Source organism: Noviherbaspirillum sp. (assembly GCF_036846085.1).
In the GTDB taxonomy this organism is placed as follows: domain Bacteria; phylum Pseudomonadota; class Gammaproteobacteria; order Burkholderiales; family Burkholderiaceae_D; genus Noviherbaspirillum.
Genome location: NZ_DAIUCO010000031.1, coordinates 16,474 through 30,598 on the forward strand (window position 1 = coordinate 16,474; position 14,125 = coordinate 30,598).

The 14,125-nt window shown below is 56.2% G+C and carries 14 protein-coding genes and 1 tRNA gene; all 15 read left to right on the forward strand.

What is annotated here, in order from left to right:
* The first annotated feature begins 1 nt into the window (after window position 1).
* The 15 genes from V7080_RS05885 (at window position 2) to V7080_RS05955 (ending at window position 14,006) form a co-directional block, all read left to right on the forward strand.
* Entirely contained in the window at window positions 2-1,015 is a 1,014-nt protein-coding gene (locus V7080_RS05885) for a MucB/RseB C-terminal domain-containing protein (RefSeq protein WP_334187476.1), read from the forward strand.
* A 110-nt stretch (window positions 1,016-1,125) separates the two neighbouring features.
* Entirely contained in the window at window positions 1,126-2,532 is a 1,407-nt protein-coding gene (locus V7080_RS05890; RefSeq protein WP_334187477.1) for a DegQ family serine endoprotease, read from the forward strand.
* A 91-nt stretch (window positions 2,533-2,623) separates the two neighbouring features.
* Window positions 2,624-2,902 carry a glutaredoxin family protein gene (locus V7080_RS05895; RefSeq protein ID WP_334187478.1) on the forward strand — a complete coding sequence of 93 codons (279 nt, stop codon included), beginning with the start codon at window positions 2,624-2,626 and terminating at the stop codon, window positions 2,900-2,902.
* Between the two features lie 195 nt (window positions 2,903-3,097).
* Window positions 3,098-4,891, forward strand: a complete 1,794-nt coding sequence (gene lepA, locus V7080_RS05900) for a translation elongation factor 4 (RefSeq protein ID WP_334187479.1) — start codon at window positions 3,098-3,100, stop codon at window positions 4,889-4,891.
* Window positions 4,888-5,799: a signal peptidase I gene (gene lepB / locus V7080_RS05905; protein ID WP_334187480.1), complete on the forward strand. Its 912-nt coding sequence runs from the start codon at window positions 4,888-4,890 to the stop codon at window positions 5,797-5,799. Before lepA ends, lepB begins: the two co-directional genes overlap by 4 nt.
* 21 nt (window positions 5,800-5,820) lie before the next feature.
* Window positions 5,821-6,213 (forward strand): DUF4845 domain-containing protein, encoded by a 393-nt coding sequence (locus V7080_RS05910; protein ID WP_334187481.1) that lies wholly within the window; start codon window positions 5,821-5,823, stop codon window positions 6,211-6,213.
* Window positions 6,214-6,229: 16 nt separating this feature from the next.
* Entirely contained in the window at window positions 6,230-7,231 is a 1,002-nt protein-coding gene (gene rnc / locus V7080_RS05915; RefSeq protein WP_334187482.1) for a ribonuclease III, read from the forward strand.
* Window positions 7,228-8,130 (forward strand): GTPase Era, encoded by a 903-nt coding sequence (gene era, locus V7080_RS05920; RefSeq protein WP_334187483.1) that lies wholly within the window; start codon window positions 7,228-7,230, stop codon window positions 8,128-8,130. The genes rnc and era overlap by 4 nt, the downstream gene beginning before the upstream one ends.
* 18 nt (window positions 8,131-8,148) lie before the next feature.
* Window positions 8,149-9,042, forward strand: a complete 894-nt coding sequence (gene recO, locus V7080_RS05925) for a DNA repair protein RecO (RefSeq protein ID WP_334187484.1) — start codon at window positions 8,149-8,151, stop codon at window positions 9,040-9,042.
* Window positions 9,043-9,057: 15 nt separating this feature from the next.
* Window positions 9,058-9,825: a pyridoxine 5'-phosphate synthase gene (gene pdxJ, locus V7080_RS05930; RefSeq protein WP_334187485.1), complete on the forward strand. Its 768-nt coding sequence runs from the start codon at window positions 9,058-9,060 to the stop codon at window positions 9,823-9,825.
* On the forward strand, window positions 9,822-10,214 hold the full coding sequence (acpS, locus tag V7080_RS05935) for a holo-ACP synthase (RefSeq protein ID WP_334187486.1): 393 nt from the start codon (window positions 9,822-9,824) through the stop codon (window positions 10,212-10,214). Before pdxJ ends, acpS begins: the two co-directional genes overlap by 4 nt.
* A complete protein-coding gene (nagZ, locus tag V7080_RS05940; RefSeq protein WP_334187487.1) occupies window positions 10,211-11,263 on the forward strand; it encodes a beta-N-acetylhexosaminidase in 1,053 nt (350 codons plus the stop codon). The genes acpS and nagZ overlap by 4 nt, the downstream gene beginning before the upstream one ends.
* A 15-nt stretch (window positions 11,264-11,278) precedes the next feature.
* A complete protein-coding gene (gene uvrC / locus V7080_RS05945) occupies window positions 11,279-13,135 on the forward strand; it encodes an excinuclease ABC subunit UvrC (RefSeq protein ID WP_334187488.1) in 1,857 nt (618 codons plus the stop codon).
* A 132-nt stretch (window positions 13,136-13,267) separates the two neighbouring features.
* Window positions 13,268-13,852, forward strand: a complete 585-nt coding sequence (gene pgsA, locus V7080_RS05950; protein WP_334187489.1) for a CDP-diacylglycerol--glycerol-3-phosphate 3-phosphatidyltransferase — start codon at window positions 13,268-13,270, stop codon at window positions 13,850-13,852.
* Between the two features lie 78 nt (window positions 13,853-13,930).
* Window positions 13,931-14,006, forward strand: a tRNA-Gly gene (locus tag V7080_RS05955).
* Window positions 14,007-14,125 lie beyond the last annotated feature (119 nt).

Below are 14,125 nucleotides of genomic sequence, written 5' to 3' on the forward strand. Positions count from 1 at the left end.
TATGCGGCAAACACTCGGTTTTTTTAAGTTTGTCGTTGTTCTGTCCACATTCTTCGCATTTTCCGCCTTCGCGGAAAATGCAGATTCGCTGGCCGACAAGCGGGATGCGCAGTACTGGCTGAAGAAGATTCAATCATCGGCGCAAAAACTGGATTATTCGGGAGCGTTCGTTTATCAGCAGGGTAACCAGATTCGTACGTCACGAATAACCCATTTGCTCGATGGGAAAAACGAAATCGAGAAACTTGAAATTCTTGATGGCAAGCCAAGGGAATACATCCGCACGAATGATGAAGTAATTTGTTATGTGCCGGAAGTCAAAACGATGCTCATCGAGAAGAGGGTGACGCATGATGTTTTCCCGGCGATCCTCGCAACGAATCCTTCGGAACTGACGCAGTTTTATAACGTCCGGATGGATGAAACTGGCAGAGTCGCCGGCCATGAATGCCAGGCGATCGTTCTCGAACCGAAGGACAATTTTCGATATGGTTACAAGCTATGGGCCGAAAAGTCGACCGGACTGCTATTGAGAGCGCAAACCCTGAACGACAAAAGTGAAGTGGTTGAGCAGATTTCGTTCACCCAGATCGCTATCGGCGGTGTGGACAAAAGCAAGGTAAAACCGACCTTCAAAAACACCACGGGCTGGAAGGTGGAAAATACATTGATGAGTCAAGCCAGTCTGTCAGGCTGGAATGTCAAATCTGTTCCACCCGGATTCAAGAAGATTCGTGAGGTCAAGCGGATGGTGTCGGATGGCGCTGTAGCTAATGCGGGGAGCTCCGCAAGTACGCAACGCGAAGTGTCGCAAATGGTTTTCTCTGACGGGCTGGCAGCCATCTCGGTCTTTGTCGAGCCAGGTACGCATAGTCGCACCGAGGGTTCGATGCAGCAGGGTGCAATGAATATTGTAGGCAAGCGCCATGGCGATTTTTGGCTTACCATCGTGGGCGAAGTACCTGCGCCTGCGATCAGGCAAGTCGCGAATTCGATAGAATTCAAAACCAAATAAAATAAGTGCAACCGGCCTACAAACTGGATGTTATGAAAATCATATTTTTTCGCAAGAGCACGGCTGCTGCCGTGCTTTTTAGTGCTATCAGCGCCTTATTTGTTCCTTCCATGGTTGGAATCGGGAATGCGTCAGCCGCTTCCGTCGCAGGCCTGCCCGATTTTGCGGACCTGGTCGAAAAAACCGGTGGCGCGGTCGTGAATATTCGAACGACCGAACGCCTGAAGCAGGGTCAGTCAGGCGTTCCAGGGGCAGAAGACGAGGAAATGCAGGAGTTCTTCCGCCGTTTCTTCGGCGTGCCCGTGCCGCCCCGTCCCCAGCAGCCTGACCGGGCGCCGCGCGGACGCTCGCCCGGTACGCAGCCTGAGGAAGAGTCGCCCCGCGGAGTCGGGTCCGGTTTCATTATTTCCGGCGACGGGTTCGTGCTGACGAATGCCCATGTGGTCGACGGGGCCGATGAGGTGTATGTCACTCTCACCGACAAACGCGAGTTCAAGGCAAAAATCATCGGCGTCGACAAGCGGACGGACGTGGCGGTTGTCAAGATCGATGGTAACAACCTGCCTCATCTGGCAGTGGGCGATCCGAGCAAATTGCGTGTCGGGGAATGGGTCATTGCGATTGGCTCGCCTTTTGGCCTCGACAATACGGTCACCGCAGGGATTATTTCGGCCAAGGCTCGGGATACAGGCGACTATCTGCCCCTTATCCAGACCGACGTGGCGGTCAATCCCGGCAATTCGGGCGGACCGCTGATCAATATGCGCGGCGAAGTGGTGGGCATCAATTCCCAGATCTACAGCCGCTCAGGTGGTTACATGGGCATTTCTTTCGCAGTGCCGATCGACGAGGCCGTGCGTGTAGCCGACCAGTTGCGTGTGTCCGGACGTGTGACGCGCGGGCGTATCGGCGTCCAGATCGGTGAAGTGACCAAGGAGGTCGCCGAGTCGCTCGGACTTGCTCGCGCGCAAGGTGCGCTGGTGCAGCGTGTCGAACCAGGCAGTCCGGCGGAGAAGGGCGGGCTCGAGGCCGGCGATATCATTCTCCGCTTCAATGGGACAAGCATCGAGAAATCGAGCGATTTGCCGCGCCTTGTCGGCGCAACCAAACCTGGAACGCGGTCTACGCTGACCTTGTGGCGAAAGGGCGCAAATCGCGACGTTACGTTGACCGTTGCCGAGCTGGAGCCGGAAAAGACAGCCAAGGCGGAAGAAAAGGCTGTGAAGCCTCCACAGCCTGCCAACTCGCTGGGTCTGGTCGTCAGCAATCTGTCCGATGCGCAAAAGAAGGAATTAAGGCTTGATAGCGGTGTGTTTGTCGATAAAGTCGAAGGTACGGCTGCACGGGCCGGGCTGCGTCCGGGCGATATCATCCTTCGGATCAATAACACCGACATCAAGGACGCACAGCAATTCAGCGCAGTGGTATCAAAGCTTGATTCGAAAAAATCGAGCGTTCTGCTGGTGCGCCGCGGTGAGGCATCGCAGTTTGTGCCGATCCGTCCGGTTACACAGTAAGCAGTCGTAACCGCACTGCTATTGTGCGAACAGGGCCGCAAGTCGATTGCTTGCGGCCTTTTTCACTTGAATGAAGAGTATGGTAGTCGCCATGATCCCTCCTGTTCCGCGGTTCACACTCTATTCACGCAGCTATTGTCATCTATGCGACGACATGCTGGAGGCGCTTCAGTCCCTGAGCAGCGACTACACATTTACTGTCGAGGTGATCGATGTGGATGCCGATGAGGCATTGGTGGCACAGTACGATGAACTGGTGCCGGTCCTTCTTGGCGACAAGGACGGGCACGGCGCTGTCTTGTTATGCAATTATTTTCTTGATGAGGTAAAAATCAGGGATTTTCTATCCACGCCTGCGCCGTCGAACTAATTCGCCGGCATGAGGATTTAAGCCTTAACTACCTACAAACATGGGCGTTCCCATTGCCCTTCGCCTCGATTTGCTGGGTTTTCCCCTCTGGAATCCGGTAAAATGCCCGCTATCGAACAACCTTTTGTCACAAGGCGCTCGCTTGGGGTGATTGCCCCCGCTTGGAGCGCCTTTTTTGTAATTGCATCTTAGTGAATGAATAACATTCGTAATTTCTCGATTATTGCCCATATCGACCATGGCAAATCGACCCTGGCCGACCGCATCATTCAGCTTTGCGGCGGCCTGACCGACCGCGAGATGGAAGCACAAGTCCTGGATTCGATGGATCTGGAACGGGAGCGCGGCATCACGATCAAGGCGCAAACCGCCGCACTGTCTTACCGCGCGCGCGATGGGCAAATCTACAACCTGAATCTGATCGATACACCCGGACACGTGGACTTCAGCTATGAAGTCAGCCGCTCCCTGTCGGCATGTGAAGGTGCGCTGCTGGTGGTGGACGCTTCCCAGGGCGTTGAGGCGCAAACCGTGGCGAACTGCTACACGGCGCTTGACCTCAATGTCGAAGTCGTCCCGGTATTGAACAAGATCGACCTGCCATCGGCCGACCCCGAGAACGCCATCAGCGAGATCGAAGATGTCATCGGCATCGACGCGACCGATGCGGTGCGTTGCTCCGCCAAGACCGGTCTGGGTGTTGAAGACGTGCTGGAATCGCTGATTGCCAGAGTGCCGCCGCCAAAGGGCGACCCCGATGCGCCGTTGCAGGCATTGATTGTCGATTCCTGGTTCGACAATTACGTCGGTGTTGTCATGCTGGTGCGAATCATCAACGGCACATTGCGTCCGAAGGACAAGATTTTGCTGATGGCGACCGGTGCGCAGTACCTGACCGAAAGCATCGGTGTATTCACGCCGAAGTCACAGGCAAGGGAAACACTGTCTGCCGGACAGGTAGGATTCATCATCGCCGGCATCAAGGAGCTCAAGGCCGCGAAGGTAGGCGATACCGTCACGCTTGCCTCCAAAAAGGCTGCCGAACCGTTGCCAGGATTCAAGGAAGTGCAACCGCAGGTCTTCGCGGGACTATTTCCCGTCGAGGCGAACCAGTACGATGCATTGCGCGATTCTCTTGAAAAGCTGAAGTTGAACGACGCCGCATTGCAGTATGAGCCGGAGGTGTCGCAGGCGCTCGGATTCGGTTTTCGCTGCGGGTTCCTCGGCCTGCTGCATATGGAAATCGTGCAGGAGCGGCTGGAACGTGAATTCGACATGGATCTCATCACCACTGCGCCGACGGTGATCTACGAAGTCGAGCTGCGCGATGGTACGGTGATAGCAGTCGACAACCCGTCGAAGATGCCGGATCCGTCAAAAATCGAAGAGGTTCGTGAGCCGATTGTCACGGTCAATCTTTACATGCCGCAGGAATACGTCGGATCCGTCATCACGCTTTGCACTCAGAAGCGCGGTATGCAGATCAACATGAGCTATCACGGCAAGCAGGTCATGCTTACCTACGAAATGCCCATGGCGGAAATCGTCCTTGATTTCTTCGACAAGCTGAAATCCACATCGCGTGGCTATGCATCGATGGATTACGAGTTCAAGGAAAACCGGGCTGCCGATGTCGTCAAGGTCGACATGCTGATCAACTCAGACAAGGTCGATGCGCTGGCGATCATCGTGCATCGGTCCAACAGCCAATACCGTGGCCGCGCGGTCGCCGCCAAAATGAGGGAGCTCATTCCCCGTCAAATGTATGACGTCGCAATCCAGGCTGCCATCGGTTCCAATATCATTGCCCGCGAAAACGTGAAGGCGTTGCGCAAGAACGTGCTCGCAAAATGCTATGGCGGCGATATCAGCCGGAAGCGCAAGCTGCTCGAAAAGCAGAAGGCTGGCAAGAAGCGGATGAAGCAGGTCGGATCGGTCGAGGTACCGCAGGAAGCATTTCTCGCGATTTTACAAGTGGACGATAAATGAGTTTGCAAGCGATTCTTGGCAATTTTGCATTAATCCTGTTTGTATTGACCGTTGTAACGGGAGTAATCTGGTTTCTCGATGTGTTTTACCTGGCGCGCCAGCGAAGGGTGAGGGCGGATGCCGCGCTGGCCGGTTTCGATGTACGCCAGGCAAAGCTGAAAGCGGACGGCATCAAGACGGACGACAGCGGAAGGGCTGCGCTGGAAGCGGACATGCTCCGTCAACCGACCTGGATCGAGTACTCGGGCAGTTTCTTTCCGGTGATCGCGCTGGTATTTTTTCTGCGTTCCTTTCTGTACGAACCGTTCAAGATTCCGTCGAGTTCCATGGTGCCGACACTGGCGGTCGGCGACCTCATCCTCGTCAACAAATTTACCTACGGCATTCGACTGCCGGTGATCAATAAAAAAATTATTGAGGTAAATCAGCCACAACGTGGCGACGTAATGGTCTTCAAATATCCCAAAGATACTTCTCTTGATTACATTAAACGTGTGGTCGCCGTGCCCGGTGATAAAATCGTGTACAAAAACAAGCGTTTAACGATTAATGGTAAAGAGATTTCTTATGAAGCTTTGCCGGATCATCTGGATGAAGAGCGTTTAACGTACTTTAAGCAATATCGGGAACATATAGGCAATTCGCCACATAAAATTGTCATAGATGAAAGATCGCCGGCTTACGTCGCCAATCCGGATTCGTTCCCGCACCGAGAACTTTGCACCTATAACCTGGAGGGCTTTGCATGTTCGGTACCCGCTGGACATTACTTCATGATGGGTGATAATCGGGATAACAGTCTGGACAGCCGCTACTGGGGTTTCGTACCGGACGAATATATTGTCGGAAAAGCATTTTTCATTTGGATGAATCTAAGCAATCCAAGTCGTATCGGTGGTTTTGAATAAAAAATCAGGGGGAGCGCAATCATGGAACTACGTCCGGAAATCAGGAACAGACAGAAGGGACTTTCTTTTTTTGGATTCCTTTTTGTCATTGTCATCGTTGCGCTTGCCGCCATATTGGGAATGAAGGTCGTGCCGACCGTGGTGGAATACGCCGCCATCAAAAAAGCGATACAGACCGCAAAGACATCGGGCACGACCCCGAGAGAAATCCAGGGATCTTTCGAGAAACAGCGGGATACCGCTTACATCGAATCGGTTACCAGCAAGGACCTGGAAATCGTCAAGTCGGATGACGGCCTCGATGTCAATGTCGCCTATCAGAAAAAAATTGAATTGTTTGGCCCCGTCAGTCTCACCATCGATTACGAAGCGACGACGGCCAAGGGGCAGAAACGAATGGCAGCGGCGCAATAGACGAGCTTAAGGTGCTATGGACCTGATGTTATTGCAAGATAGGCTAGGCCACACGTTCAGGGATGCCGCACTTCTGCAGCAAGCCCTGACACATCGCAGCCATAGCAGTCTGCATAACGAAAGGCTGGAGTTTCTCGGGGATTCAATCCTCAACTGTGTTGTTGCATCGCTGCTGTTCGAACGCTACAACAAGATCGACGAAGGCGACCTGTCACGCTTGCGTGCCAATCTCGTCAAGCAGCAGTCGCTGTACGAAATTGCCCAGCGGCTTGAGCTTTCACAGTTTCTGCGCCTTGGTGAGGGCGAACTGAAATCCGGCGGATTCCGCCGTCCCTCGATATTGGCAGATACCCTGGAGGCGTTGTTCGGCGCGATTTTCCTGGATGCAGGATTTGATGTTGCCCGTGATGTCATCCGGGCGCTTTATATTCCAATACTCGATACGGTCGATCCAAAAACGCTCGGCAAGGATGCAAAGACCTTGCTCCAGGAATATCTGCAGGGCAAAAAGATCGCCCTGCCGCAATACAACGTGGTCGCGACGCATGGCGCGGCACATAACCAGGAATTTGAAATCGAATGCCTTGTGCCAAAGCTGGATATCCAGGTATTCGGTACCGGCGGCAGCCGGCGGGCCGGTGAGCAGGCTGCAGCAAAGCTGGCCCTGGAAGCGGTACAGAACGCATTGGTGAAGACAGCCGCTGCGCGCAAGGCCCGGCCCCGTGCGGCACAACTGAAACTGGCGGGTATTGCCACCATCCAGCCGGACGCGCCAGTCGAGGCAGAACCGAAAAAACCGTCAAAGTCCGCAAAGTCCGAAGCCAAGGCGGATACCAAGAGCGAAGCAAAAGCCGATTCGAAGCATGGCAATGCCCGTGAAACCAAACATCAGGCGCCTGCAAGTGTCGATCCGGAAGTGAATTCCGATATCGATTCGAATACCGATATCGATGAACAAATTCCGATTCCTGACGAGTCCAATACACCGCTGGCGACCTCTCAACCGAAAACCGCATGACAGACACTGCTGCTCGCCCGGACTTCCGGTGCGGCTATATCGCTATCGTAGGAAGGCCTAATGTAGGCAAATCCACGCTGATGAATGCCCTGATCGGCGCCAAGGTGAGTATCACGTCGCGCAAGGCGCAGACGACCCGCCACCGCATCACCGGCATCCAGACGCAGGGTGACGCGCAGTTCATTTACATCGACACGCCCGGTTTCCAGACACGTCACTCCAATCCGCTCAACAAGACGCTCAACCGCACTGTCACCACCACGCTCACCGGGGTCGACGTCATTCTGTTCATCGTTGAAGCCGGTACGTTCGGTCCCGCAGACAAGCAGGTGATGGACCTGCTGCCTTCCGACATCCCATGCATTCTCGTGATCAACAAGTCCGACCGCATCAAGGACAGGGCGGTCATGATGCCTTTCGCCCAGCAGGTGGCGGCCGAACGCGATTTCATAGCCATCGTGCCGGTGTCCGCCAAGCAGAATTTCCAGCTCGACGTGCTGGAAGACGAAATCAAGAAGCATCTGCCGGTCGAGCCGCCGGTGTTCGGCGAGGATGACATCACCGACCGCAGCGAGAAATTCCTGGCATCGGAAATCGTCCGCGAAAAAGTATTCCGCTTCGTCGGCGAGGAATTGCCGTACACGAGCACCGTGCTCATCGAAAAGTTCGAGCAGGAAGGAAATCTGCGCCGCATATTTGCTGCAATATTGGTGGAACGCGACAGTCACAAGGCGATGGTCATCGGGCAAAAAGGCGCGAAGCTGAAGGAAATTTCCACCCAGTCCCGCTTGGACATGGAGAAGCTGTTCGGCGGCCCGGTTTATCTCGAGATCTGGGTAAAGGTGAAATCCGGTTGGGCCGACAACGAATCCCGACTGCGTGCCTACGGCTACGAATAAGCTGTTTTTCGAGCGAACATGAACAGCGCCGGTATCAACCATGCATCGGACGCCCCGGCCTCTCCGCTCGGAAATGCCGGACGTGGCCGTTCTTCAGAAATTGACCAGAGGCCGGACGACGCCTTGCCCGATGCCGCACGTCGTACTGAATCGCCGGAGGCGCCCGTCAGGCAGCCGAGAAGTAATCGACAACCTGAACGCGATTATCGCGTTGCCCATCAACCGGGATTCGTCCTGCATAGTTATCCGTATAAGGAAACCAGCCTCATCGCCGATGTCTTCACGCGGGACTATGGCCGTGTCGCGCTCATCGCCAAAGGGGCGAAGAGGCCGCATTCGAAACTGCGCGGGGTATTGCAGACCTTCCAGCCATTATCGATCGGCTGGAGCGGGAAATCCGAAGTCCGCACATTGACGCATGCGGAATGGGTAGGCGGCCTGCCGCCGCTGGAACGGTCGGCGCTGCTATCGGGCTTCTACCTGAACGAACTGCTGGTGAAGCTGCTGGCGCGGGACGATGCACATCCGGCCCTGTTCGATCACTATGTCGCCACATTGAATCAATTGGCGCATGATGAACCGGTGCCCATCGTCCTGCGAAAATTCGAACGCGCGCTGCTGAAAGAAACCGGTGTCGCCGCCAATTTCACCGTTTGTGGCAGAACCGGCGCGACGGTCGAATCCGACCGCATCTATGTCTTTGACCCGGAGCGCGGCCCGCGACCGGCCATGCCCGCCGATACTGCTCCTCGCATCGCCGGCAAGACCTTGCTCGACATGGAGCGGGAGGACTATGCAGACGCCGTCACCCAAACACAGAGCAAGTTCCTGATGCGTTTCCTGCTGGCGCATCACTTGGGCGGCATGCCGCTCAATACCCGGCAGATTCTGATAGATTTGATGCAGTTATAAATTCAAGCCCACGCCATGAGCCTACTTCATCCGAACAGCCCGGTGATCGATCTGGGCGTCAATATCGATCACGTTGCGACTTTACGCAATGCACGCGGGACGCCTTATCCGGACCCCGTGCAGGCGGCGTTGCTGGCCGAAGAGGCGGGCGCCGATTGCATTACGCTGCACATGCGGGAAGATCGCCGGCACATCAAGGACGCCGACGTCGAAGTGATCCGGCCGCAGCTCCGTACCCGAATGAACCTGGAAGCGGCGATTACCAGCGAGATGATCGATTTCGCCTGCCGGATACGCCCACAGGACGTATGCCTGGTACCTGAACGCAGGGACGAGGTCACGACCGAGGGCGGACTCGACGTGGTGACAAATTTCACGCAGGTCAAATCCGCCCTCAATCAACTCCAGTTGGCAGGGATCCGGGCAAGCTTGTTCATCGATGCCCACCCGGAACAGATCAAGGCCGCCGCCGAAGCAGGCGCACCGGTCATCGAGATCCATACCGGGCGTTATGCCGACGCGCACGACGAAGCCGAACAGCAACGGGAGCTCGAGAGGGTGCATGCCGGCGTGCTGGAAGGACTGAAGTACGGACTCAAGGTCAATGCAGGACATGGATTGCATTACACCAATGTGCAGCGGATTGCCGCGATTCCGGAAATCGCCGAACTGAACATCGGCCATGCGATCGTCGCGCAGGCGGTATTCATCGGCTGGCAGAACGCGGTGCGGGAAATGAAGGCCATCATGGTGGCGGCAAGGCTGGGCGTGCATAAGAAATGATCTACGGTATTGGCACCGACATCATCCAGATTTCCCGCATCGAAGCCGCACTTGCCCGCAACGGCGAACGCTTTGCCGAAAAAATACTCGGACCCGAAGAGCTGGAAAAGTACCGGCGTCGCAAGATCAAGGTGGAAGCGCGAGGACTCCGGTTCCTCGCAACCCGTTTCGCGGCGAAGGAAGCGTTTTCAAAGGCAATCGGACTCGGCATGCGCATGCCGATGACGTGGCGGGCCATGCAGACACTCAATGCCCCTAGCGGCAAGCCTGTCGCAGTGACGTCCGGCGCCTTGAAGGAATTTATGGAACAGAACGGCTTGACCGCACAGGTATCGATTACCGATGAGGCTGATTACGCGGTCGCGTTCGTCATCGTGGAGAAAAAATGAAGGTAACAACGACAGACCGCCCGGGACTGGGGCCCGTGATGCTTGACGTGGTCGGAACGGAATTGAACGACGACGATATCCGGCGCATCCGCCATCCCCTGACCGGCGGCGTCATCCTCTTCGCCCGCAACTTCAAGAACCGGCAGCAGCTGACCGAACTGACCAGGGCGATTCACGAGGTTCGTCCCGGCGTACTGATCGCAGTCGATCATGAGGGGGGCAGGGTGCAGCGTTTCAAGACCGATGGTTTTACCAAACTGCCGGCGATGCGCAAGCTTGGCGAACTATGGGACCGCGATGTGCTGGAATCGACGCGCGCCGCCACCGATGTAGGCTATGTGCTGGCCGCAGAGCTGCGCGCATGCGGCGTGGATCTGTCCTTTACCCCGGTACTTGACCTCGACTACGGCGAGTCCGGCGTCATCGGCGACAGGGCGTTTCATCGCGATGCCCGCGTGGTCGCCATGCTGGCGAAGAGCCTGAATCATGGCTTGGCGTTGGCAGGCATGGCCAACTGCGGGAAGCACTTTCCCGGCCATGGATTCGTGAAGGCCGATTCGCATATCGACATCCCGATCGATGAACGTGGATTGAAGGAAATCCTTGGGGAGGACGCCGCGCCCTACGGATGGCTCGGCATGGGGTTGGCTGGGGTAATGCCGGCGCACGTGATCTATCCGAAAGTCGACAAGCATCCCGCCGGGTTTTCGAAAAAGTGGCTGTCCATCCTGCGCCGCGACATGGGATTCGAAGGCGTGATTTTCAGTGACGATCTGAGCATGGAAGGCGCGAGCGTCGCCGGCACCGTCGTCGACGGCGCCAATGCGGCGCTCTCGGCCGGCTGCGACATGGTCCTGATCTGCAATTCGCCGGACAAGGCCGATCAACTGCTCGAGGAATTGAAGCTCAAGGCCAGTCCGGCCGTAAGGGCATCCGAGGCACGTATCGCTTCGCTGGTGCCGCAGGCCACTGCGCCTGACTGGGATGCCTTGCAGCAGGACGCACGTTATCGTGCCGCCAAAAAGACGGCGCAGTCTCTGATGGACTGATTCAGGATCCCGACAATGTCTGAAACCGAGGCTCCCGATCCGCGCGCGGCGGTACTGGAGACAGTCGCCAAGCTGCCGCATTTGCCGGGCGTGTACCGCTACTTCGATGCGGAAAACACCCTGCTGTATGTCGGCAAGGCGCGTGACCTCAAAAAACGAGTATCGAGTTATTTCCAGAAAACACTGAACAGTCCGCGCACCGCGATGATGGTGGAGCGGATCGCCCGGCTGGAAACTACTGTCACCCGCAGCGAAGCCGAAGCGCTGCTGCTTGAGAACAACCTCATCAAAACCCTTCAGCCGCGCTACAACATTTTGTTTCGCGACGACAAGTCCTATCCTTACCTGAGGATCACCGGTCAGGATGTGCCTCGCATGGCGTACTACCGCGGCGCGGTCGATAAGAAGAACCAGTATTTCGGACCGTTTCCCAGTGCCTGGGCGGTGAAGGAATCGATGCAGATCCTGCAGAAGGTATTTCAGCTCCGGACTTGTGAAGACACCGTGTTTTCCAACCGCACGCGGCCATGCCTGCTGAAGCAGATCAACCGCTGCAGCGCGCCCTGCGTCAATGCCATCAGCAAGGAAGATTACGCGCGTGATGTGGATAACGCGGCAAAATTCCTGCGTGGCCGCCAGAAGGAAATCATGCAGGAGCTGGAAGCAAAGATGCATGCGCTCGCGGAAGAACTCAAATTCGAGCAGGCCGCGGCGGTACGAAACCAAATCACCGCGCTCTCGCGCGTGCTGCACCAGCAAAGCATGGAAGTGGTTGGTGATGCCGATATCGACATCATCGCCGTTCTCGTCCAGGGCGGTCGTGCTTGCGTCAATCTGGCGATGGTGCGCGGCGGACGGCATCTCGGTGACCGGGCGTATTTCCCGGCCCATGTCGATAGCGCACTGGCTACTGCGGATAGTTCAGTCGATGTGGAGGTACTCAAGGCATTCCTGGCGCAGCACTACATCGACAAATTCATACCCGGTACGCTCATTCTGAACGTGGAATTCGACGAACCGGCACTGATCATGGCCCTGGCCGAACAGTGCGGGCATCGCATCAATCTCGTGTTCCAGCCACAGGAACAGCGCCGGCAATGGCTGGACATGGCGCAAAAGGGCGCCGAGATCGCGTTGGCGCGCCTCTTGTCCGAGCAGGGCTCGCAGCAGGCGCGTACCCGCGCGCTGGTCGAGATGCTTGGCATCGATATCGAAGACATCGAGACCTTGCGGGTGGAATGCTTCGATATCAGCCACACGCAAGGCGAAGCCACGCAGGCTTCGTGCGTCGTCTTTCATCATCATGCGATGCAAAACGGCGAATATCGCCGCTATAACATCACTGGCGTGACGCCTGGCGATGATTACGGCGCCATGCGGCAAGTGCTGATGCGACGTTATGAAAAGGTGGCCAATGGCGACGGCATTATGCCCGATATCGTCCTGATTGACGGCGGCAAGGGGCAGGTGGAAATGGCGCGCCAGGTTTTCAGCGAACTTGGACTGGATGTCGGATTGATCGTCGGCGTCGCCAAAGGAGAGAACCGCAAGGTCGGACTGGAAACGTTGATCTTTGCCGACGAGCGGCCACCACGCGAACTGGGCAAGGAGTCCGCGGCATTGATGCTGATTGCGCAAATTCGCGATGAGGCGCATCGTTTTGCCATCACCGGCATGCGCGCCAAGCGGGCAAAAGCGCGGCAGACGTCGCGCCTCGAGGAAATCGAAGGAATTGGCGCCAAGCGACGCCAGAAACTGCTGGCGCGTTTCGGCGGACTGCGTGGCGTATCCAATGCCAGCGTGGAAGAACTTTGTACCGTGGAAGGGATTTCACGCCAGTTGGCTGAGGAAATTTATCGGCAGCTTCATTGACGAGCGCACTGCCGAAATGGACATGCAGTCCGGCGAATATTTCTTTCTCCATCGCATTCGCCACGCGAATAATTGCACCAAAGGCAAATTGCACGCGATAATCGGGCCTAACCCGCCTTATCAAGCACATTTATGCCACTCAACATCCCGATCCTCCTCACCTGGCTGCGCGTTGCGCTGATCCCGCTGGTGGTGGGCGTTTTCTACCTGCCCGACGCGTGGCTGTCGCCATTCGGCAAAGGCGTCGCCTCCACCGCGGTATTCATCATTGCGGCAATGACGGATTGGTTCGATGGTTTTCTCGCGCGGCGCTGGAACGAAACATCCGCCTTCGGCGCTTTCCTCGATCCGGTGGCCGACAAGCTGATGGTAGCGGGCGCCTTGCTCGTGCTGGTTGAATTCAAGCAGCTCAACGCGATGTTCGCCTTCATCATCGTCGGCCGCGAAATCACTATCTCCGCCTTGCGTGAATGGATGGCCCAGATCGGCGCATCGAAGTCGGTAGCGGTCAGCTCCCTCGGCAAGATCAAGACGACTGCACAGATGGTCGCCATCCCGATGCTGCTCTATGACGGAACGCTCTTCGGCGTTATCGACATGCGCTACTGGGGCACGTGGCTGATGGCCGTTGCGGCGGTCCTGACGGTCTGGTCGATGCTGTACTACCTGCGTAGGGCATGGCCGCTCATCAAGGAGACGGAAGGCCAGTTGAAGTAAGACGGCAGCTTTGCCTTCGATCAAGTGCCAGGGTTGACAAAGCAAGACAGATCTCTATAATGTGCGTCTGTCGTTGATGCGGGAGTAGCTCAGTTGGTAGAGCGCAACCTTGCCAAGGTTGAGGTCGAGAGTTCGAGACTCTTCTCCCGCTCCAAAATTCAAGAGGAAGCTGACTGGCTTCCTTTTTTATTAGAGTTGTAATGCAATAGTGGGTCAACGCGGGAGTAGCTCAGTTGGTAGAGCGCAACCTTGCCAAGGTTGAGGTCGAGAGTT

Bases quoted from the DNA above. Each gene is read 5' to 3' on its own strand.
- lepB (WP_334187480.1), top strand. From the start codon at position 4,888: ATGAGTTTGCAAGCGATTCTTGGCAATTTTGCATTAATCCTGTTTGTA.
- rnc (WP_334187482.1), top strand. From the start codon at position 6,230: ATGGACCTGATGTTATTGCAAGATAGGCTAGGCCACACGTTCAGGGAT.
- V7080_RS05895 (WP_334187478.1), top strand. From the start codon at position 2,624: ATGATCCCTCCTGTTCCGCGGTTCACACTCTATTCACGCAGCTATTGT.
- uvrC (WP_334187488.1), top strand. From the start codon at position 11,279: ATGTCTGAAACCGAGGCTCCCGATCCGCGCGCGGCGGTACTGGAGACA.
- era (WP_334187483.1), top strand. From the start codon at position 7,228: ATGACAGACACTGCTGCTCGCCCGGACTTCCGGTGCGGCTATATCGCT.
- lepA (WP_334187479.1), top strand. From the start codon at position 3,098: ATGAATAACATTCGTAATTTCTCGATTATTGCCCATATCGACCATGGC.
- nagZ (WP_334187487.1), top strand. From the start codon at position 10,211: ATGAAGGTAACAACGACAGACCGCCCGGGACTGGGGCCCGTGATGCTT.
- V7080_RS05885 (WP_334187476.1), top strand. From the start codon at position 2: ATGCGGCAAACACTCGGTTTTTTTAAGTTTGTCGTTGTTCTGTCCACA.
- acpS (WP_334187486.1), top strand. From the start codon at position 9,822: ATGATCTACGGTATTGGCACCGACATCATCCAGATTTCCCGCATCGAA.
- V7080_RS05910 (WP_334187481.1), top strand. From the start codon at position 5,821: ATGGAACTACGTCCGGAAATCAGGAACAGACAGAAGGGACTTTCTTTT.
- V7080_RS05890 (WP_334187477.1), top strand. From the start codon at position 1,126: ATGGTTGGAATCGGGAATGCGTCAGCCGCTTCCGTCGCAGGCCTGCCC.
- pgsA (WP_334187489.1), top strand. From the start codon at position 13,268: ATGCCACTCAACATCCCGATCCTCCTCACCTGGCTGCGCGTTGCGCTG.
- pdxJ (WP_334187485.1), top strand. From the start codon at position 9,058: ATGAGCCTACTTCATCCGAACAGCCCGGTGATCGATCTGGGCGTCAAT.
- recO (WP_334187484.1), top strand. From the start codon at position 8,149: ATGAACAGCGCCGGTATCAACCATGCATCGGACGCCCCGGCCTCTCCG.